Annotated in this window: 16 protein-coding genes; 9 read left to right on the top strand and 7 right to left on the bottom strand. The window is 71.3% G+C overall.

Going from position 1 to position 19,345, the window contains the following annotated elements; genetic code table 11:
* From ACWER9_RS09415 to ACWER9_RS09400, 4 genes are all read left to right on the top strand, one after another.
* The coding region (locus ACWER9_RS09415) for a PhoH family protein (RefSeq protein WP_452301352.1) at positions 1-736 on the top strand (736 nt) is incomplete at its 5' end.
* Between the two features lie 277 nt (positions 737-1,013).
* Positions 1,014-1,691, top strand: coding sequence for an aggregation-promoting factor C-terminal-like domain-containing protein (locus ACWER9_RS09410; RefSeq protein WP_452301351.1), 678 nt, complete (start codon positions 1,014-1,016; stop codon positions 1,689-1,691).
* A 106-nt stretch (positions 1,692-1,797) separates the two neighbouring features.
* Positions 1,798-2,451: a rhomboid family intramembrane serine protease gene (locus tag ACWER9_RS09405; protein ID WP_452301350.1), complete on the top strand. Its 654-nt coding sequence runs from the start codon at positions 1,798-1,800 to the stop codon at positions 2,449-2,451.
* Positions 2,452-2,557: 106 nt separating this feature from the next.
* Positions 2,558-3,526 carry an NAD(P)/FAD-dependent oxidoreductase gene (locus ACWER9_RS09400; protein ID WP_452301349.1) on the top strand — a complete coding sequence of 323 codons (969 nt, stop codon included), beginning with the start codon at positions 2,558-2,560 and terminating at the stop codon, positions 3,524-3,526.
* Between the two features lie 189 nt (positions 3,527-3,715).
* Here the strand turns inward: ACWER9_RS09400 and ACWER9_RS09395 are convergent, their stop codons facing one another.
* Positions 3,716-4,687 (bottom strand): DMT family transporter, encoded by a 972-nt coding sequence (locus ACWER9_RS09395; RefSeq protein WP_452301348.1) that lies wholly within the window; start codon positions 4,685-4,687, stop codon positions 3,716-3,718.
* Positions 4,684-5,715, bottom strand: a complete 1,032-nt coding sequence (gene glpX, locus ACWER9_RS09390; protein WP_452301347.1) for a class II fructose-bisphosphatase — start codon at positions 5,713-5,715, stop codon at positions 4,684-4,686. Before glpX ends, ACWER9_RS09395 begins: the two co-directional genes overlap by 4 nt.
* 158 nt (positions 5,716-5,873) lie before the next feature.
* Here glpX and ACWER9_RS09385 point away from each other — a divergent pair, with 158 nt between their 5' ends.
* Both ACWER9_RS09385 and ACWER9_RS09380 read left to right on the top strand, forming a co-directional pair.
* Positions 5,874-6,521, top strand: coding sequence for a DUF4245 domain-containing protein (locus ACWER9_RS09385; RefSeq protein WP_452301346.1), 648 nt, complete (start codon positions 5,874-5,876; stop codon positions 6,519-6,521).
* 204 nt (positions 6,522-6,725) lie between these two features.
* Complete coding sequence (locus ACWER9_RS09380) at positions 6,726-7,577, top strand: hypothetical protein (RefSeq protein ID WP_452301345.1); 852 nt, start codon at positions 6,726-6,728, stop codon at positions 7,575-7,577.
* Positions 7,578-7,635: 58 nt separating this feature from the next.
* Here the strand turns inward: ACWER9_RS09380 and ACWER9_RS09375 are convergent, their stop codons facing one another.
* Both ACWER9_RS09375 and xseA read right to left on the bottom strand, forming a co-directional pair.
* Positions 7,636-7,857, bottom strand: a complete 222-nt coding sequence (locus ACWER9_RS09375; RefSeq protein WP_030328827.1) for an exodeoxyribonuclease VII small subunit — start codon at positions 7,855-7,857, stop codon at positions 7,636-7,638.
* A 45-nt stretch (positions 7,858-7,902) separates the two neighbouring features.
* Positions 7,903-9,147 carry an exodeoxyribonuclease VII large subunit gene (gene xseA / locus ACWER9_RS09370; protein WP_452301344.1) on the bottom strand — a complete coding sequence of 415 codons (1,245 nt, stop codon included), beginning with the start codon at positions 9,145-9,147 and terminating at the stop codon, positions 7,903-7,905.
* A gap of 168 nt (positions 9,148-9,315) precedes the next feature.
* Here xseA and ACWER9_RS09365 point away from each other — a divergent pair, with 168 nt between their 5' ends.
* Both ACWER9_RS09365 and ACWER9_RS09360 read left to right on the top strand, forming a co-directional pair.
* Entirely contained in the window at positions 9,316-10,302 is a 987-nt protein-coding gene (locus ACWER9_RS09365) for a 4-hydroxy-3-methylbut-2-enyl diphosphate reductase (protein WP_452301343.1), read from the top strand.
* A 40-nt stretch (positions 10,303-10,342) separates the two neighbouring features.
* Positions 10,343-10,777 carry a hypothetical protein gene (locus ACWER9_RS09360; protein ID WP_452301342.1) on the top strand — a complete coding sequence of 145 codons (435 nt, stop codon included), beginning with the start codon at positions 10,343-10,345 and terminating at the stop codon, positions 10,775-10,777.
* A gap of 112 nt (positions 10,778-10,889) precedes the next feature.
* Here ACWER9_RS09360 and ACWER9_RS09355 read toward each other — a convergent pair whose 3' ends face one another.
* The gene (locus ACWER9_RS09355; protein WP_452301341.1) at positions 10,890-14,183 is read right to left on the bottom strand and encodes a S8 family serine peptidase; all 3,294 of its coding nucleotides are present in this window, start codon (positions 14,181-14,183) and stop codon (positions 10,890-10,892) included.
* 137 nt (positions 14,184-14,320) lie between these two features.
* A complete protein-coding gene (gene rmuC / locus ACWER9_RS09350; RefSeq protein ID WP_452301340.1) occupies positions 14,321-15,496 on the bottom strand; it encodes a DNA recombination protein RmuC in 1,176 nt (391 codons plus the stop codon).
* A 54-nt stretch (positions 15,497-15,550) separates the two neighbouring features.
* Between rmuC and ACWER9_RS09345 the strand changes: the two genes are divergently transcribed.
* A complete protein-coding gene (locus ACWER9_RS09345; RefSeq protein WP_452301339.1) occupies positions 15,551-16,351 on the top strand; it encodes a hypothetical protein in 801 nt (266 codons plus the stop codon).
* A 142-nt stretch (positions 16,352-16,493) separates the two neighbouring features.
* Here the strand turns inward: ACWER9_RS09345 and ppc are convergent, their stop codons facing one another.
* Entirely contained in the window at positions 16,494-19,280 is a 2,787-nt protein-coding gene (gene ppc / locus ACWER9_RS09340) for a phosphoenolpyruvate carboxylase (protein ID WP_452301338.1), read from the bottom strand.
* Between the last annotated feature and the right edge of the window lie 65 nt (positions 19,281-19,345).

Raw genomic sequence — 19,345 nt, 5'->3', positions numbered from 1 at the left:
CACCGGCCTGGTGCTGCACTCGGGGCGTGGCTCCGCACTCGGTCGGGTGCTGCCGGACAAGTCGGTGCGTCTGGTCCGGGGCGACCGGGAGGCGTTCGGGCTGCACGGCCGCTCGGCTGAGCAGCGGATCGCTCTCGACCTGCTGCTGGACGAGTCGATCGGGATCGTCTCGCTTGGTGGTCGGGCCGGCACCGGCAAGTCGGCGCTGGCGCTCTGCGCCGGGCTGGAGGCGGTGATGGAGCGCCGCCGGCACAAGAAGGTGATCGTCTTCCGCCCGCTGTACGCCGTCGGCGGCCAGGAGTTGGGCTACCTGCCGGGCTCGGAGTCGGAGAAGATGTCGCCGTGGGCCCAGGCGGTCTTCGACACGCTCGGGGCGGTGGTGCACGAGAACGTGCTGGAGGAGGTCACCTCGCGGGGCATCCTGGAGGTGCTGCCGCTGACCCACATCCGGGGGCGGAGTCTGCACGACGCCTACGTGATCGTGGACGAGGCCCAGTCGCTTGAGCGCGGCGTGCTGTTGACCGTACTGTCCCGCATCGGGCAGGGCTCCCGGGTGGTGCTCACCCACGACGTGGCCCAGCGGGACAATCTGCGGGTCGGCCGGCACGACGGGGTGACAGCCGTCATCGAAGCGCTGAAGGGCCATCCACTCTTCGCGCACGTCACCCTCAGCCGTTCGGAGCGGTCGCCGATCGCCGCAATGGTCACGGACCTCCTGGAGGACATTCCGATCTGAGCGGATGATTTGGGGGGCTTTGTCCCGATTCTGAATGTGGCCCAAATCACAATCGGGTCGGTCGGTTTCCCAACAGACTCACTGTGCGCAATCGTGTCCCACGAGCGCCCGCGCACCACTGGAATCGTCGGTAATCGTTCGTTCCGAGACGAACGACATCGGCGGCAGTCGGTGCGTCGGTGCGACCGGCAACCGGTCGGGGCGCTCGTGGCACGACTGGCGGCCCGATGGTGGCCGCGCCGCGCCACGTCCTTGCTCCCGACGAAGGGACCACTTCGTGAGTCGGCTGTGGAGCCGGTTGGGTGCCCGTACGGCTGCTGTAGCGCTGCTCTCCGTGGGCGTTGCCGGTGGCTTCTACCTGGGCGAAGACCGGGAAACCCAGCAACAGGGCCTGACCGACAAGGTCAGCGTCGAGGTCGACCGCGCCGATTTCGCGTACCTACGCGAGCGGCAGGCCGCCCACCAGGTGCAGACGTCCAAGCAGCGGGCCGCCGAGTACCAGGCCAAGCTGCGGGCGGCCCAGGCCGCCAAGGAGGCCGCCGAGCGAGCCCGCAAGGCCGAGGCCGCAGCGGCGTCCCGTAAGCGCGAGCGCGACGCGGCCAACGCGGCCGCCAAGCCGTACACCGGGAAGATCCCGGCGTCCTGCGCGGAGTACAGCGGCAACCGCAAGATCGGCTGCGCCCTGATGATCGACAAGGGCTTCGCCATCGCCGAGTTCCCCTGCCTGGAGAAGCTCTGGACGAAGGAGAGCGGCTGGAACCACAAGGCCAGCAACTCGTCCTCCGGCGCGTACGGCATCCCGCAGTCCCTGCCGGGCGACAAGATGGGCTCGGTCGCGTCCGACTGGCGCACGAACCCGGCCACCCAGATCATTTGGGGCCTGGGCTACATCAAGGGCAGATACAAGTCACCGTGTGGCGCCTGGACCTACTTCCAGAACAACGGCCACTACTGACGGCGTCCGAAGGCGGGGCGGGTGAGCACCACCCGCCCCGCCTTCGCGCGTACCCCGGACGGGACGTGAGTGGCGGTCGGCCGCTTTTGCTGATAGCAGTTGTGGAGTGACCCTGCACCCGTCAAGCGGCGACCCGTTCCGGTTCGGCACCGAGGCGTTCTACGCCTCGCTCGGCCGGGCCTTCGTCGCCATGTGCGCGGTGGTCCCGTTCCTCTTCCTCATCGAGGCCGTCGACCAGGGGCTCGCGTTCGGCCTGGACGCCACCGCCGGCATCATCCCGCAACGCATCGACGGGTTGGACGGGGTCTTCTTCTCCCCGTTCCTGCACCACGGCTTCGACCACCTCTACAGCAACAGCATCCCGCTGATCCTGCTGGGCACCTTCGTCCTCGCCGCCGGCGCCCGCCGGTTCCTCTGGTCGACCCTGGTCATCATCCTGGTCAGCGGGCTCGGCGTGTGGTTCACCGGCTCACCCAACTCGGTGGTGGTCGGCGCCAGCGGCGTCATCTTCGGTTACCTGGGCATCCTGCTGACCCGGGGCATCGTCGAGCGCAGCTGGTGGAACTTCGCGGTCTTCCTCCTGGTCGGTCTGCTCTACGGCTGGCAGCTTGTCGGTATCCTCCCCACCGACGAGCGGATCTCCTGGCAGGGTCACCTGTTCGGCCTGCTCGGCGGGGTGGTGGCGGCGATCCTGTTCCGGCGGCGGCGACCGGCGGTGGACGGGCCGGACTACTCCGGTTCGACGCTCAGCCTGCCCTGACCCGATTCTCCGGCGCGCCTCTGGGACATGCTTGCCGGACCGTCGCCGCCCGCCTACGGTCGAGATCAGCACGCGTTGATCCGTAAGCGGAAAGCGACGGTACGCCATGCGCGAGGTCGATGTCGCCGTGATCGGGGCCGGTCCGGCTGGCCTCTTCGCCGCGTACTACGCCGGGTTCCGGGGGCTGTCGGTGGCGGTGATCGACGCGCTGCCCGAGCCGGGCGGCCAGGTCACCGCCATGTACCCGGAGAAGCTGATCCTCGACGTCGCCGGGTTTCCCGCCGTCAAGGGCCGTGACCTGGTGGCCAATCTGGTGGCGCAGGCAGCTCCGTTCAATCCGCAGTACCTGCTCGGCACCCGGGCAGAGAAGCTCGCCTACGCCGACGGCCGCCCGGTTGTCGGCCTGGCCGGTGGCGAGCAGTTGGGGTGCGGCGCGATCGTGGTCACCGGCGGGCTCGGCAGCTTCAGCCCTCGGCCGTTGCCGTGCGCCGACGGGGCCCCCGGCTCCGGGATCGTCTACTTCGTCACCGAGCCCACCGAGCTCGCCGGTCGGGACGTGCTGATCGTCGGAGGCGGCGACTCGGCCTTCGACTGGGCGCTGGCACTGCAACCGCTGGCCCGGTCGGTGACCCTGGTGCACCGACGGGAGAAGTTCCGGGCCCACGCCTCGACGGTCGCCCGGGTGCTCTCGCTGCCGGTGCGGGTGGTGGTCAACGCGGAGGTCACCAGGCTGCTCGGGGAGGGCGCGGTGACCGGCGCCGAGGTGACCGTGCGCGGGGGCGCGACCGAGACGTTGCCGGTCGACACCGTGGTGGCCGCCCTCGGCTTCACCGCCGACCTGGGCCCGCTCGCCGAGTGGGGGCTCGAACTGGACCGCCGGCACATCCTGGTGGACAGCGCGATGGCGACGAACCTGCCGCGGGTCTTCGCGGCGGGTGACATCACCGAGTATCCGGGCAAGGTCCGACTGATCGCGACAGGCTTCGGCGAGGCGGCGACGGCGGTCAACAACGCGGCGGTAGCCATCGACCCCAGCGCACACCTCTTCCCCGGCCACTCCTCCGACGCCGGCTGACCCCGCTCTCGCCCCCGGTCCCGGCCCCCGCCCCGCCCCGCCCCCGGCCGGCGTCGATCTTGCACTTTGTGTTGCCGAATCGCGCCTTTAGGCCCGTTATGCCGCAGCACTAACTGCAAGATCGACGGAGGGCTGGGGTCGCGGCGCGGGCGGGCCGGGGCGCGGGCGGGGCTTGGGGCGGGTGGGGGGTCAGGGGCGGGCGGGGGGTGCCAGGGCGGCGATCAGCACGGCAACCATGGTCAACGCCGCACCGAGCAGGGTGTTCACCCCGGGGTGCGAGGCCGCCGTGGGCAGGAGCAGATCCAGCAGGACGGCGCCGACGATCTGTCCGGCGATGGTGGCCAGGCCGAGCAGCAGCACACCGGTGAAGCGCACGATCGCGGCGGCGATCGCGATGAACACGATGCCGATCGGGCCACCGAGGTAGAGCCACGGCTCGGTCGGCAGGTGACCGCTGGGCCAGCCGCGTACGGCGATGTCGATCGCGAACGCGACGAGGAGGGTGAGCGTGCCGACGCCGAAGTTGACGAGGGTGGCGGTCAACGCGCTGTCGGCGGCTGCCCGCACCCGGCCGTTGACGGCCTGCTGCCAGGCGATGCCCACCCCGGCGAGCAGCGGGAGCAGGGCCAGCGCCAGCGCGCCCGGGTCGCCGAAGCGGTCGCCGACCGCCAGCCCCACCGCCAGCACGGTGAGCACCGCGCCGGCCAGCCGCTGCCGGGTGACCGGCTGTCGGCCGGTCGGCCCGATCCCGGCCCGGTCCACGGCGAGGCTGCTCCCGGTCTGGCCGGCGACCACCGCCACGGTGAACACCGCCACGCCGAGCGTGCCGATGGTGAGCCCCTGGGTGGCCACCAGGAAGGCCCCGCACATCCCGCCGAGGCACTGCCACGGCCTCAGCGTGCCCGCCGCCAGGGCGCGTCGCGTCGCGGCCAGGCCCCGCCGACCGTTGGGGGTCGCGGGCACCAGCACCAGCAGCACCAGCAGGCCGACGCCGAACGAGATCACCGCGGCGGCGAAGCCGTCGTCGAGGCGTACCCCCAACTCGCCGTTGATCCGTGACTGCACCGCCACCGCGACCCCGGAGGCCGACGCCAGCGCGACGCCGGTGATTCGGCGGGCGGCCGACAGGATCTGCGGGGTCTCCGTGTCGGTGGGTGTCACTCCTGTTCGGCCAGCGGACGACCGTCGAAGTCGACAGCGGAGTAGAGCGCCAGCTTCTCCAGCCGGTGGTACGAGTCGATCACCCGGATGGTGCCGCTCTTCGAGCGCATCACGATCGACTGGGTGTACGCGCCGCCCGCCCGGTACCGCACCCCGCGCAGCAGGTCGCCGGAGGTGACCCCGGTCGCCACGAAGAAGCAGTTGTCGCCGGTGACGAGGTCGTCGGTGCTCAGCACCCGGTCCAGGTCGTGCCCGGCGGCGATCGCCTTCTCCCGCTCCTGGTCGTCCTGCGGCCAGAGCTTGGCCTGCATGGCGCCGCCCATGCACTTCAGCGCGCACGCGGAGATGATGCCCTCCGGGGTGCCGCCGATGCCCATCAGCACGTCGACGTCCGACTCGCCTCGGGCAGCCGCGATGGAGCCGGCGATGTCACCGTCGGAGATGAACCGGATCCCCGCCCCGGTCCGGCGGATCTGCGTCACCAGATCGTCGTGGCGGCTGCGGTCCAGCACGCAGACCGTCACCTCGGAGACGTCGGTGCCCTTGACCTTGGCGATCCGGCGCAGGTTCTCCGCGACGCCGGCGTTGATGTCGATCACGTCGGCGTACGCCGGCCCGACGGCGAGCTTCTCCATGTAGAACACCGCGCTGGGATCGAACATCGCACCCCGTTCGGAGACGGCAAGCACCGCCACGGCGTTCGGCATGCCCTTGCTCATCAGGGTGGTGCCGTCCACCGGGTCGACCGCGACGTCCACCTCCGGGCCGGTGCCGTCACCGACGTGCTCGCCGTTGAAGAGCATCGGGGCGTTGTCCTTCTCGCCCTCGCCGATCACCACCACACCGCGCATCTGGATCGAGTTGATCAGCTTGCGCATCGCGTCGACCGCGGCCCCGTCGCCGCCCTCCTTGTCGCCCCGCCCGACCCACCGGCCGGCGGCCATCGCCGCGGCCTCGGTGACCCGGACCAGATCGAGGGCAAGGTTTCGGTCGAGATCCTGCGGGATCCGCGTCCTGGTGTTCGTCATGACGGCTACTCCTCCTCGCGACGGTGCGGGGACGACCGGTGGCAGGGAGGCCCCACTGCCGGCTTTGTCGCTGATCCTCACACGATGGCCGACCGGGCGTCGGCGCGGGGCGGTGATGGCCCGGATACCGCCGGTCGGGCGGCTGCGAAGATGGAGGGGTGGAACCCGCACAGCCAGCCGATCGCGTACCCGACGACCGCACGCCGCCCGACGGTCAGCCGCCGGCCGACGTCCCCGCCGGCCGTGGTGGTGAGCCCGCCGCGACCGATCCGACCCCACCGCCGCCGGCCGGGTCCGGCAAGTCCGAGCGGTCGCCGAAGGACATGGCGATCTCGCTGCTGGTGCTGCTCGTCCCGATCGCGCTCCTGCTGGCGTTCTACCGGGGATTCCTCGGCGGCGACCAGGCCACCACCGTCGACCCGGCGCCCGCCATCGAGCAGGCCCGCTCGGCGAACGTCTTTCCGGTGAGCCAGCCACAGGGGCTCAGCTCCGACTGGACGACTGTCAGCGCCCGCTACCAGACCGTCGAGGGCGGCGCGAACCTGCGACTCGGCTACCTCACACCGGAGGGGCGGGGCGTCCAACTGCTGCAGAGCAGCGTCCCGGCGGACCGGCTGCTCCCCGCCGAGCTGACAAGTCAGGGTCAGCCGCAGGGCCCCACCGAGCTGGCCGGGCGCACCTGGCAGCTCTACACGGCCCGGGGCAACCAGCAGGCGCTGGTCCTGCTGGAGCCGACCCGCACGGTGATCGTCGTCGGCGACGCCCGGGACAACGAACTCCGCGAACTGGCCGGTTCGCTGCGCTGACGGACCGGGAGTCGGGGCCCGTCGGCGTCGAATCTGGGCAACTGGCCCGAAGGGTGATTGTCCGCCGCGTCGACAGGGAACAGAGAAGGGGTGATCCTGGCGCGCTGCTCGGCCCGGATCGCGCGACGCAGCCGACGGTGCTGCTGCGTCGCCGGAGTTTCCGGCGCCGTCCAGGTCGTCGGGTGACCCCCTTGGGAGACACGAATGACTGTTCGACGACTCGGCGCCGGCCTGGTAGCCGCCGCCCTGATCACGCCCGCACTGGCCGCCTGCGCCAGCGGAACCGGCACCGGCACCGCCGGGTCGACGCCGTCCCCGACGGTGACCGCGTCCGGCGCGGCGAGCCCGTCCGGTGCCCCGGTGGCGGGCGACGCCAAGCAGGCCCTGCTCGACTCCACCAAGGAGATCAGCAACGGGAACTTCCGGTTCACCCTTGCCGGTGCCGGCTCGACGGCGGAGGGGCTGGTGCACCAGCCGAGCCAGAGCGCGGCCATGAAGATCTCGATCGGTGGCCCGTCGTCCGACCTGGCGATGAAGCTCGACGTGATCCACTTCAAGCCGGACAGCTGGGTCAAGCTGGAGCTGAGCGGCCCCACCGCCAACAGCCTGCCCGCCATCAAGCAGCTCAACCTCGGCAAGTACCAGCACCTCGACCAGACCCGGATCAAGGGCAACCGCAACCTCGGCTTCGACTTCGAGAAGGTCGACCCGGCCGGCAGCGCGGTGCTCACCCAGGGCATCACCGAGGTCCGCAGCACCGGCACCGGCGCGTACGCCGGCACCATCGACGTCACCAAGGCCGCCGAGGCGGGCTCGCTGAACGCCGCCACGATCGCCGCGCTCGGCACCCAGGCGAAGACCGTGCCGTTCACCGCGACGGTGGACCCGCAGGGCCGGCTCAGCGAGCTGGTGCTGCAACTGCCGGCCGCCGGGCAGACCGCCGCGCAGGAGATCAAGATGACGTACTCCGACTACGGTGCCGCCACCGCCGCGCAGAAGCCGCCGGCGGACCAGGTCGTCGAGGCGCCGGCCGAGCTGTACAGCCTGTTCAACTGAGGTACGCGGGTGGGGCGGCCCGGGCCGCCCCACCCGATCGCGTTCGTCGTGGCGACGCTCAGGAAGCCGGCTCCTGCCGGGCGGCGTCGATCCGCGCCCGCGCACCATCCAGCCAGCGTTGACAGATCACCGCCAGCGCCTCGCCGCGCTCCCAGAGAGCCAGCGACTCCTCCAGGGACGTGCCGCCGGCCTCCAGCCGCTCCACCACCGAGGCCAGCTCGGCGCGGGCCTGCTCGTAACTGAGCCGCTCGTCCGGCCCGGCCTTCGTGTCGTCAGTCATCGCGTTCATCTCAGCACACCACTCCCCACGGCGCCGCGTCGCCACTCAGCCGTCGACAGTTGCGGCCAGCTCGCCGTCGGCAAGTCGTACCCGCAACGGGTCGCCCTTGCCGACCTCCACCGCCGCGCGGACCACGTGACCGTCCGCGCGCTGCACGATCGCGTACCCCCGGTCGAGGGTGGCGGCGGGGGAGAGCGCGCGCAGCCGCGCGAGAGTGTGTCGCAGGTCGTCCCCGGCGGCGGTGAGCCGATGCTCCAGGCAGCGGCCGGCCCGCTGCCGCAACGCGGTCAGCTCGGTCGCCCGGTGCTCCACCATCACCTGGGGCCGGGACAACACCGGGCGGGACCGTAGCCCGTCGAGCCGGTGCGTCTCCCGGTCGACGAGATTGCGCACCGCCCGTTCGAGGCGGTGCCGGGCCTGACCGATGAGGCGTACCTCCTCGGTGAGGTCGGGGACGACCCTCTTGGCCGCGTCGGTAGGCGTGGAGGCGCGGACGTCGGCGACGTAGTCGATCAGAGGCGCGTCCGTCTCGTGGCCGATCGCGCTGACCACCGGCGTACGACAGCCGAACACCGCTCGACAGAGCGCCTCGTCGGAGAAGGGCAGCAGGTCCTCGATGCCGCCACCACCCCGGGCGATGATGATCACGTCGATGCTCGGGTCCGCGTCAAGCACCTTGAGCGCGTCGACGATCTGCGGTACCGCGGACGGGCCCTGCACGGCAACGTTCACCGTTCGGAACTCCACCGCCGGCCAACGTCGTCGAGCATTCGTCAGCACGTCCCGCTCCGCCGCCGACGCGCGACCGGTGATGAGCCCGACCCGGCCGGGCAGGAACGGCAGTCGACGCTTGCGGGCGCGGTCGAAGAGCCCTTCGGCGGCGAGCAGCTTCTTGAGTTTCTCCAGTCGGGCCAGTAGCTCCCCGAGCCCCACCTGGCGAATCTCGTCGGCCCGTAGGCTCAGCGTGCCCCGGGCGGCGTAGAACTCCGGCTTGGCGTGCAGCACCACGCGGGCGCCTTCGCGCAGCTCCGGCGCACCGGCGTCCAGGACGTCCCGGTTGGTGGTGACGGTCAGGCTCAGGTCGGCCGACGGATCACGCAGGGTCAGGAAGACAGTGCTCGCCCCGGGGCGGCGGCTGATCTGGGCCACCTGCCCGTCCACCCACACCCAGCCGAGCTTGGCGATCCAGGCCCCCACCTTCTGGCTGACCACCCGCACCGGCCAGGGCTCCTCGGCGCTGCTGGCCCCGGCCCCGCCCCCGCTGCTTCCCACCCGCCCACCCTCAGTCACCCGCCCACCCTACGGACCCTCCCGGTGATCAAGAGGTTTGCGTCAGTGCTGGGCGCGTTTTTGACGCAAACCTCTTGATCACCGGGGCGGTGCGGAGGTGGCGCCGGGTGCGGGAGGGGTGGGTTGCGGTGGGGTGGCGGGTGGTGGGGCGGCACGTACGATGGGGTGGTGACTGAGGCTCAGGCGACTCACCGGACCGGCAAGCGCGTGCTCCTGGCCAAGCCCCGCGGCTACTGCGCGGGTGTCGACCGCGCGGTGCAGACCGTGGAGCAGGCGCTGAAGCTCTACGGCGCACCGATCTACGTGCGCAAGCAGATCGTGCACAACAAGCACGTGGTGCAGACCCTCGAGGCCCAGGGCGCGATCTTCGTGGAGGAGAACGAGGAGGTGCCGGAGGGCGCCACGGTCATCTTCTCCGCGCACGGCGTGGCACCGGAGGTCTACGAGCAGGCAGAGGCGCGCTCGCTGAAGGCGATCGACGCGACCTGCCCGCTGGTCACCAAGGTGCACCACGAGGCGCGGCGCTTCGCGGCCGAGGACTACGACATCCTGCTCATCGGCCACGAGGGGCACGAAGAGGTCATCGGCACCGCCGGTGAGGCCCCGGCGCACATCCAACTCGTGGACGGCCCGGACGGCGCCGACAAGATCACCGTACGTGACCCGGAGAAGGTGGTCTGGCTCTCGCAGACCACGCTCTCGGTCGACGAGACGCTGGAGACGGTGGCCCGGCTCAAGCAGCGGCTGCCGCTGTTGCAGTCGCCACCCAGTGACGACATCTGCTACGCCACCTCCAACCGCCAGCACGTGGTCAAGGAGATCGCCGCCGACTGTGACGTGGTGATCGTGGTCGGCTCGACGAACTCCTCCAACTCGGTCCGCCTGGTCGAGGTGGCCCTGGACGCCGGCGCGCGCGCCGGCCATCTGGTCGACTTCGCGCACGAGATCGACGACGCCTGGCTGGAGGGGGCCACGACGGTCGGCCTGACCTCGGGCGCGAGCGTCCCGGACGACCTGGTCCAGGAGGTGCTGGTCCACCTCGCCGCGCGCGGCTTCGCCGACGTCGAGGAGATCACCACCGCCAACGAGCGGCTCACGTTCTCGCTTCCGCAGGAGCTGAGGCGGGACATGAAGGCAGCTGCGGCGCGCGGCTGAGCAGGGGAACGAACTCGGGTCGGCGTACGTCAGATCTGGCATGAGGACTCTTCGGCTCGCCGTCCCCGCGCTGGCCGTCTGCGTGGCGCTGAGCGCCTGCGGCGGCCAGGGTGGCGGGGACGGCACACCCACCCCGACCCCGACGGGAGCGCAGCCGGTGACCAGTTCGCCCACGCCCGACCCGACCCCCGCGCCAGCGACCGTCACCCCCACCGTTTCACCTCGTGTGAAGACGCCGAAGCCGGGCGGCCCGAGCACCCCGCCGGGCGTCGGGGCCACCACCCTCAGCGGCACGCTCCAGGGCGGCGTGGAGCCCGGCTGCGTACTGCTCGACGGCTACCTGCTGATCGGCGGTCCCCGTGACGTGCTGACGGCCGGCGCGCGGGTCGAGGTCACCGGTCGGGTGGAGCCCGGCATGATGACCACCTGCCAGCAGGGCACCCCGTTCGTCGTCTCGGCCGCCCACCGGTCCTGACGCCGTCGGGGCCCGGCCAGTTGGACGCGGCCCGCGCCCTCTGACACGCAACTGACGCACAGGAGCCCGCCCCCGGATCCGGGGACGGGCTCCTGCTGGTGTTACGCAGTAATCAGTTCACCGCACCGATGGACACGTTGCCGCGACCCACGACCGCACCCTCGGTGGTGACGATCGCCAGCTCACCGGAGAGTTGACGCCCGTCGGCCGGGACGGCCACCGCGGTCACCGTGCCGGTGATGGTCGTCGACTCGCCGTGCATCAGCGGCACCGCGCCGGCCGGAGCGGTGATCGTGCCCAGCGACGCGGACGCGAACGCGTCGTAGTAGTCGTAGGCGGTGCTGGTCCCCGGCCCGTCGACCCCGTACGGCTCCACCACGACGCGGTAGGTGCCGGCGGGCGGGTTGGTCAGGGTGACCGCCTCCTCCGAGTCACCGTCGGCGGCCCGGCCGACCTCGGTGGCACCCCGGTAGACGAACAGGTCCAGGTCGGCGCCCGCGTTGGCGGGGTTCCCGATCCGGGCCGTGAACGTCGACGTACCCGCCGGGATCTCGACGGTCCACTCCTGGTTGGGGCCGCCCTCGGTGATGGTCGGACGCTCGGTACGCACACCGGTCAGCGCGCCGCTGCGGCCGCTGACCGAGACCGGGCCGAAGGCGTTGGTGACGGTCCAGCTCACCGGGGTCGGCTCGCCGGCCTCGACACTCGGCAGCTCGACAAGCGCCGGCTCGACGGTCAGGCCCTGCACCCGCGCCTGGAGCTTGAACGGGTTGTTCAGCGCCGGGGAGGTCCGCCGCGACTCCACCTCGATCTCCCAGACCCCGGGAAGCGGGTTCTGGTAGTCACGCTCCTGCGGCTTGCAGACGTTGACATCGGAGAAGTTGGTGTAGCAGACGGTGCTGGTGGTGGCCTCCACCGGCACACCCAGCGGGTTGATCGCGATGAATCGGGTCTGCGAGCCGGTGGCGATCCCGGAGAGGTTCACCTGGAGGGCCTTGGCGCCCTCCGGCACGGTGACGAAGTACGACGTGAAGCCGTTCCGGTCGACCGAACCCTCGTTGGCGTACGAGAAGGTGGGCTTCTTCACGTCGTTCGAGGCGACCACCACCGTGGACACCTCGAAGTCGACCACGTTCGTGGCCGGGTCGTCGATCCGCACGATCGCGCCGTGCGCGCCCTCGGAGGCAGGCTTGGCGGTGACGCTGATGGTGACGGGCTGGTTGAGCGGCAGCGCGACAGTCTTCGGTGCCTTGAAGGTGCCGTCGTTGCCCTGGAACGTGACGTCGTGCTTGATGGTGCCGGCCGGGCCGCTGGTGCGGGTCAGCTTGACCGGGTAGGTCTTGCTCTGGCCGACCTTGTGGCCACCCGCAGCCGCCGCGCAGCGGTTGTAGACGCCGGTGCCCCGGCCCGGGTTCGGCACGAACTTCACACCGTTCCAGATGGTCAGCTGGTCCGCCAGCGGGCTGCAGACCGGCGCGTCGGAGACGTACGACCGGGTCTCGACGCCCTGGCGCAGCAGTTGCCAGGCGCCGGACACGTTGACCATGCCGTAGCCCTGCGCGTACGTCGGCACGTCCGCGATCGGCTTGGCCGAGCTGAACAGCGCCCGCCGCAGCGCCGCCGGGCTGACGCCCCGGTCGGTGGCCTTGGCGGCCGACAGCAGCAGCGCGCCGGCGCCGGCGGTCTGCGGGGACGCCATCGACGTGCCGTTCAGCATCGCGTAGCCCGGGGGCAGCGCGTACCCGGCCTCGGGGACCGGCGCGCCGAGCTGCCAGGTCGGTGCCGTGGAGATGGCCGAGCCGGGGGCGGCGATGTTCGGCTTGAAGCCGCCGTCCTCGCGCGGACCACGGGAGGAGAAGTTGAACAGGGCGTTCTTCTTCTTGACCACCGAGCCGTAGTTGGCCAGCCAGGTGTCCTTGCTGATGTTGGCGGCAACGCTGATCACGTTGCTGGCGACGGACGGGTCGCCGACGGTGTTGAGACCCGGCCCGGAGTTGCCGGCCGAGATGACCAACTGCACGCCGTACGTCTCGATCAGCTCGTTGTAGAGGTTCGTCCTCGCGTTGTTGCCGTCGTTCAGGCCGGGGAGGCCACCGATCGACATGTTGACGATGTCGACGCCACGGTTGGCCACCAGGTCGATCATGCCGGTGGTCAGGGCCGCTGCGGTGCAGCCGCCGCCCCAGGAACAGGCGCGGGCGGAGACCAGCTTGGCACCGGGTGCGGCACCGTCGAAGGCCCCGTTGCCGAGCATGTCGTTGGCGGCGGTGATGCCGGCGACGTGGGTGCCGTGCGTGCTCTCGACGATGCCGATGTTGACGTAGTCGTAGGTGCCCGGCAGCCCGATCGGCGTGGTGTTCACGTTCTTGCGGAACTCGACGACGAAGGGCTGCCGCTCGGCGACAGGCGTCGCCGGGTTGTCCGTACCGAAGTACCCGATGTCGTACTTCTCCCTGTACGGCCGCATGACCGGGTCGTCGGTGAAGTTGAGGTTCTGATTGGCGTCCACCCGGATGTTGTTGGTGGCCGGGTCGAAGAGCACACCCCAGGTGTCGGTCGCGTCGCCGTCGCGGTTGACGTCACCCCGCGCGTCGCTGTTGGTGGTGACCGACTCGCTGAACAGGTTGAACCGGTACGAGCCGGCCGGTGCCGTCCAGGTGCCACCGGCGATGGTGAACGACGGCCCGGCGACCTCGGCCTGCATCCGCCGCCAGGTGCCGTCCTCGAGCGGATCGGTCGCGGTGACCCAGTCGACGATCTTGCGCTCGCCGGTGGTGGTCTGCTGCAACGCCGGGTGGGCCAGGTCCACACCGGAGTCCATGATGCCGATCGTGACGCCCCGGCCGTCCCACGTCGGGTGGGCCGCGGTGAACGCCACCGCGCCGGTCTCGTTCGTCGGCATGTAGGGGTTGTCGGCCGGGGTGGCCGGTCCGGGCGCCTCGGCGGTGGCCTGCCGCGCGCCAGCCGTGCCGGCGGGGGCGCGCTCCGGGGTCGGGTCCGGCAGTTGGATGACCTCGTCCAGGTCGACGGCCGCGACACCGGGCAGCCGCGCCGCCTTCAGGGCCCGGTCGGTCGGAACCTTCGCCAACACGAAGCCGACCCGGTCCTGCCGCTGGCTGACCGTGCCGCCGAGCTTGGTGAGACTGTCGGCGACGTCCCCGGCCGCGCCCTTCTCGGTGGCGACGATCAGGGTGACGGTCGGGGCCTTCTTCGCGCGGGCCTCGCTGAGCAGTTTGGCGTCGTGGGCGCCCAGCGTCTCGGCGGCGGTGGCCGGGGAAGCGTCAGGTGTGGCGGGAACGGCGGCCGCGGTGGCGGCACCACCAATCGTCGTCATGGCGCTCGCCACCAGGACCGACGCGAAGAGCGCGGCCGAGGTGCGCCGGCTCAGGTTTCGGAGTCTGCTCACGTTCTCTTTACCTCCAGAGAACAGGGCCCCTCAGAGAGGGGCGCTCGGGTGAGCAGAATCTTTCGGGGTATCGACGAGCACTGTCACTACTGGTCAGTCCCTTGTGACCACTTCGTGACATGCAGCTATACGCACTGTCACATGATTGGTGAGCGGGTCGAAACCTCGTCGTCGGCCGGTTCGGCCAGCTCGGGCGCCTGCGGCTGCCGGGGCGTCAACTCGACCTGTGCCGGGGTGGCCAACTCGTCGTCCGAGACACCCAGCTCGGCGAGCTTGCGGGCGCTGACAAGCACCCGGGCCTCCAACGAGCCGACCGCCCGGTTGTAGGCGGTCACCGCGCCGGCCAGCGAGGACCCCAGCTTGCCCACGTGGTCGCCCAACGTGGACAGTCGGCCGTACAGCTCCCTGGCGAGGGTGTGCACGGCGAGCGCGTTGCGCGCCAGTGCCTCCTGCCGCCACGAGTAGGCGACCGTACGGAGCAGTGCGACGAGCGTGGCCGGGGTGGCGAGCACCACGTTGCGGGTGAAGGCGTGCTCCAGCAGCGTCGGGTCCCGCTGGAGCGCGACGTCGAGGAACGGGTCGGCGGGGACGAACAGCACCACGAACTCGGGTGCGCTGTCGAACGCCGACCAGTAGGACTTGGCGGCCAGGGCGTCGACGTGCCCCCGCAGGTGCCGTGCGTGCGCGTCGAGGTGGGTGTCCCGGCCGCGCTCGTCGCGGGCCTCCATGGCGGTCAGGTACGCGTCGAACGGGGCCTTGGCGTCCACCACCACCGAGCGACCTCCGTGCAGTCGGACCACCAGATCCGGTCGGACGACCTGCTGGTCGGTGGCGGCGGTGACCTGCTCGGAGAAGTCGCAGTGCTCCAGCATGCCGGCAGCCTCGACGATGCGGCGTAGCTGGTGCTCGCCCCATCGGCCCCGCACCTGCGGCGCGCGCAGCGCCGCCACCAGCTGCTTGGTCTCGGTGCGCAGCTCACCGGAGACCGTGGTCATCGAGCGGACCTGCTCACGCAGCTCGGCGTACGCGTCGACGCGGTCGTGCTCCAGCTCGGCCACCCGCTGCTCGTAGCGGCGCAGGGTGTCGTGCAGCGGCGCGACCGCCCGGGCCACCGCCTCCTGGGACTGCGCGGTCGCCTCGTAGCTCAACGCCCGCATGGACTGCTCCAGCCGACCCTCGCCCTCGCGGGTGGCAGCCAGGGTGGCGTCCAGGCGGGCGATGTCCGCCGCCGACCGGGACCGGGCCGCGAGCCAGCCCACCGCCCCGCCGACACCGAGGCACACGATCACCAGGAGCAGCGTCGAGACGTCCATCACCGGAGCTTGCCAGACGGATACGACGTGACACCCGGGGGTACGTTCGAAGGCATGGAAGCTGTGCTGTGCCTCGCGGTCATCTTGGTCGCCGTGGTGGGTGCCGGAGTGCTCGCCGCCTCCCGGAACAACGCTCGTCGACGCACCGCCCTCGGCGACGCCCGGGCGGACGCGCAGCGCTGGTACGAGCGCCTCGGCGGCCAGTTGATCAACCTGCACGGCGACGAGCCAGCGGTACGCCAGGCGCTTGCCGACGCCGGTGAGCGGTACAACGCGGCGGGCTCCCAGCTGGAGCAGGCGTCCACGCCGCACCAGTTCGGGCTGGCCCGGGAGACCGCGCTGGAAGGGCTGGCGTACATCCGGGCGGCGCGTACGGCGCTGGGCATCGACCCGGGCCCCGAACTGCCCACCCTGGCCGCGGCCCGCGGCGTGGGGCAGCTCACCAAGGAACGTGCTGTCGACGTGCAGGGGCAGACCTTCCGGGCCGGGCCGCAGCCCGGCCGGGAAACGCCCTACTACTACCCCGGTGGGCGTTATCAGGGTCGTCCGGTGCCCGCCGGCTGGTATTCGACGCCGTGGTGGAAGACGGCGCTGGGTGCCGGCGCCGGTGTGCTCGGCGGCATCCTGATCGCCGACGCGCTCTTCTCGCCCGCCTTCGCCGACCCCGGGTACGGCTACGACGCCGGCTACCAGGAGGGCTTCGGCGACGGGTTCGACCAGGGCGACAGCGGCGGTGACCAGGGCGGCGACTTCGGCGGCGGTGACCAGGGCGGCGACTTCGGCGGCGACTTTGGTGGTGGCGGCTTCGGCGGTGGGGACTTCGGTGGTGGGGACTTCGGCGGCGGCGACTTCTGACCCCACCCAACCGGGTCGATCATGGAGTTATGGTGGCCGATTCGCCCCTTTTTGCGGCTTTCGTGAGGCACCACAACTCCATGATCGACGAGGCCGGGGCCGGGCCGGGGCCGAGGCCGGGGCCCGGCCCCGGCCTCGTTGATCAGCCGGTGTTGCGCATTCCGGCGGCGATGCCGTTCACCGTGGTGAGGAGTGCACGCTCCAGGGCGGTGCCGTCGCTCGGCGCGCGTCGGCCGCCCGGGGCGGTGGCGATCGCCCGCCCGGCCGCGCCCGACTCCCGGTACTGCCGCAGCAGCGCCACCTGGAGGTGGTGCAGCGGCTCCAGGTAGGTGTCGCGGACGGCAAGGGTGCGCTGGAGCACCGGCGAGTTCTCCAGCAGCGCCGGTGCGGCGGTGATTGCCAACACCTCCCGCTTGGTCAGCTCGTACTCCTGCTCGATCTGCTCGAAGATCGGGTGCAGCTTCTTCGGCACCAGCGTCTCGACGTACCGGCGGGCGATGCTCAGGTCGGTCTTGGTCAGCATCATCTCCACGTTCGACAGGAACGTGCGGAAGAAGTGCCAGTTGCGGTGCATCTCGGCCAGCACATCCGCCAGCCCGGCCTCCCGCGCGGCGGCCAGGCCGGAGCCGACGCCGAACCAGCCCGGCACGATCTGCCGGGTCTGCGTCCAGCCGAACACCCACGGGATGGCCCGCAGACCGGACAGCCCGGCCCCGGTGTTCGGGCGCTTCGCCGGCCGGGAGCCGATGTTCAGCGCGCCGAGCAGTTCGGTCGGGGTGGACGCCCAGAAGTACGCAGGCAGGTCCGGGTCCTCGACGAGCGACCGGTAGGACCGGAACGCCGACTCGGAGACCACGTCCATCGTCGCGTCCCAGCGCTCCAACATCTCGGCCGGCTGCCGGGGCGCGGTGTGCAGCAGGGTCGCCTGGAGCACCGCGGCGAGGGTGAGCTCCAGGTTCTCCCGGGCCAGCGAGGGCAGGGTGTACTTGTCGGAGATCACCTCGCCCTGCTCGGTCACCTTGATCGCGCCGTCCATGGTGCCGTACGGCTGCGCCAGGATCGCCTCGTGCGTCGGCCCACCGCCACGCCCGACCGTGCCGCCCCGGCCGTGGAACAGCCGCAGGTGTACGCCGTGCCGGGCGGCCACGTCGCGTAGCGCGCGCTGCGCGCGGTGGATCGACCACTGGCTGGTGGTGATCCCGGCCTCCTTGTTCGAGTCGGAGTAGCCGAGCATGACCTCCTGCACGTCGCCCCGGGCGCTCACCAGCGCCCGGTACGCGGGCAACGACAACAGCTCGTCGAGTAGTTCGCCGCCGGCGTTCAGCTCGGCCGGAGTCTCCAGGAGCGGCACGAACCCGATCCGGGCCCGCCCGCTGTGCACGTCCACAAGGCCGGCCTCGCGCGCCAGCACCACGGCGGCCAGCACGTCGTCGACACCCAGGGTCATCGAGATGATGTACGACTCGATCACCTCGGCGCCGAAGCGGTCCTGTGCCTCCCGGATGGTGCCGAACACGTCGAACGTCTTGCGGGCCGGCTCGGATAAGGCGGTGTCCACCGTGGACAATGGCCGGCGGCCGGTCAGCTCGTCGGCGAGCAGCTTGGTGCGCTCCAGCCGGGTCAGCGCCGGGTAGTCGGAGACCTCGCCGACCGCCTCGTAGAGCTGCGCGAGCACGGCGTGGTGCGCCTCGGCGTGCTCCCGGACATCCATGGTGGCCAGGTGCAGGCCGAACGCCGAGACCGTACGGATGGTGGAGGCCAGTCGGCCGACAGCGGTGAGCTGCCCGGAGTTGCGGGCCAGCGAGGCGCGCAGCAGGTCCAGGTCGGCGATCAGCTCGGCGGAGCCCCGGTAGTCCCGGCCGGGTACGTGCGCGGTGCCCTGGCGCAGCCTCAGCCGGGTGTTGGCGAGCTTGGCCTTCACGCAGCGCGCCTTGAGCCGGTACGGCTCCTCCGCGTTGACCCGGCGGAAGCGCTGCGCCACCTCGGGCAGCGCGTCCAGGTCGGCGGCGAGGCTGGCGGAGAGGTCCAGGGAGACCCCGCGCAGTCGGCGGGAGACGGAGACCTCGTCGATCAGGTGGTCCATCGCCTTCTCGGTGGCCGCGATGCCGTGCTCGTGCTGGATGGTCAGCACCTCGCGGGTGACCGCCGGGGTGACGAACGGGTTGCCGTCGCGGTCACCGCCGATCCAGGTGCCGAAGCTCAACGGCCGGGCCGTCGGCGAGGTCTCCACGCCGAGCGTACGCAGCGTGTCGGCCAGGTCGTCGAGCACCTGCGGGGCGGCCTCGGCGTACAGGTCGCGCAGGTAGTAGATGGCGTTGCGGGCCTCGTCGGTCGGGTCCGGGCGGTCGAGCCGCAGCTCGTCGGTCTGCCACATCAGGTCCAGCAACTCGGCCAGCCGGCGGTTGGCCGGGCCCTCGTCGCTGGCGCCGTAGAGGATCGCGTTTGCGGTCTCGGTGTCCAGCTCGTCGGCGATCGCCCGCAACTTGGACAGGATCGAGCGGCGGGCCGCCTCGGTCGGGTGCGCGGTGAAGACCGGTCGTACCGCCAGCCGCCGAGCCGCGTTCGCGATCTCCTCGGCCGGCACTTCACGCTCGGCGATCATCTTGGCGGCCTGGTCCAGCCAGCCGCCCTGCACCGCGCGGCGGCGACGCAGGTCCCGTGCACGGTGCACCTGCTCAGTGATGTTGGCCAGGTGGAAGTAGGTGGAGAAGGCGCGGGCCAGCTTGGTGCCGGTGGTCACATCGAGCCCGCCGAGGCGCTGGGCAGCCGCCGGGGCGTCGGAGCGGACCTGGGCGCGGATCTCCTCGACGAGGTCGAGCAGCGGGCGACCCTCCTGGCGCGCCAGGGTCTGCCCGAGCAGGGTGCCGAGCCGGCGGATGTCGGCGCGCAGCGCGGCGTCCGGGCCGTCGTGGTCGTGCTGATCGGTCACGATGCGCTCCCTTACGTGGTGACGAAGGACAGCGCTGTCCGACTTACTGGATGGTATCCGCGCGC

This window comes from Micromonospora sp. NPDC003944 (assembly GCF_053605225.1).
This window is presented reverse-complemented; position numbering and strand designations above follow the sequence as displayed.

What these genes read in the sequence shown, in the direction of transcription:
- ACWER9_RS09400 (WP_452301349.1), top strand. Translation starts at nt 2,558, where the DNA reads ATGCGCGAGGTCGATGTCGCCGTGATCGGGGCCGGTCCGGCTGGCCTC.
- glpX (WP_452301347.1), bottom strand. Translation starts at nt 5,715, where the DNA reads ATGACGAACACCAGGACGCGGATCCCGCAGGATCTCGACCGAAACCTT.
- ACWER9_RS09380 (WP_452301345.1), top strand. Translation starts at nt 6,726, where the DNA reads ATGACTGTTCGACGACTCGGCGCCGGCCTGGTAGCCGCCGCCCTGATC.
- ACWER9_RS09375 (WP_030328827.1), bottom strand. Translation starts at nt 7,857, where the DNA reads ATGACTGACGACACGAAGGCCGGGCCGGACGAGCGGCTCAGTTACGAG.
- ACWER9_RS09360 (WP_452301342.1), top strand. Translation starts at nt 10,343, where the DNA reads ATGAGGACTCTTCGGCTCGCCGTCCCCGCGCTGGCCGTCTGCGTGGCG.
- rmuC (WP_452301340.1), bottom strand. Translation starts at nt 15,496, where the DNA reads ATGGACGTCTCGACGCTGCTCCTGGTGATCGTGTGCCTCGGTGTCGGC.
- ACWER9_RS09345 (WP_452301339.1), top strand. Translation starts at nt 15,551, where the DNA reads ATGGAAGCTGTGCTGTGCCTCGCGGTCATCTTGGTCGCCGTGGTGGGT.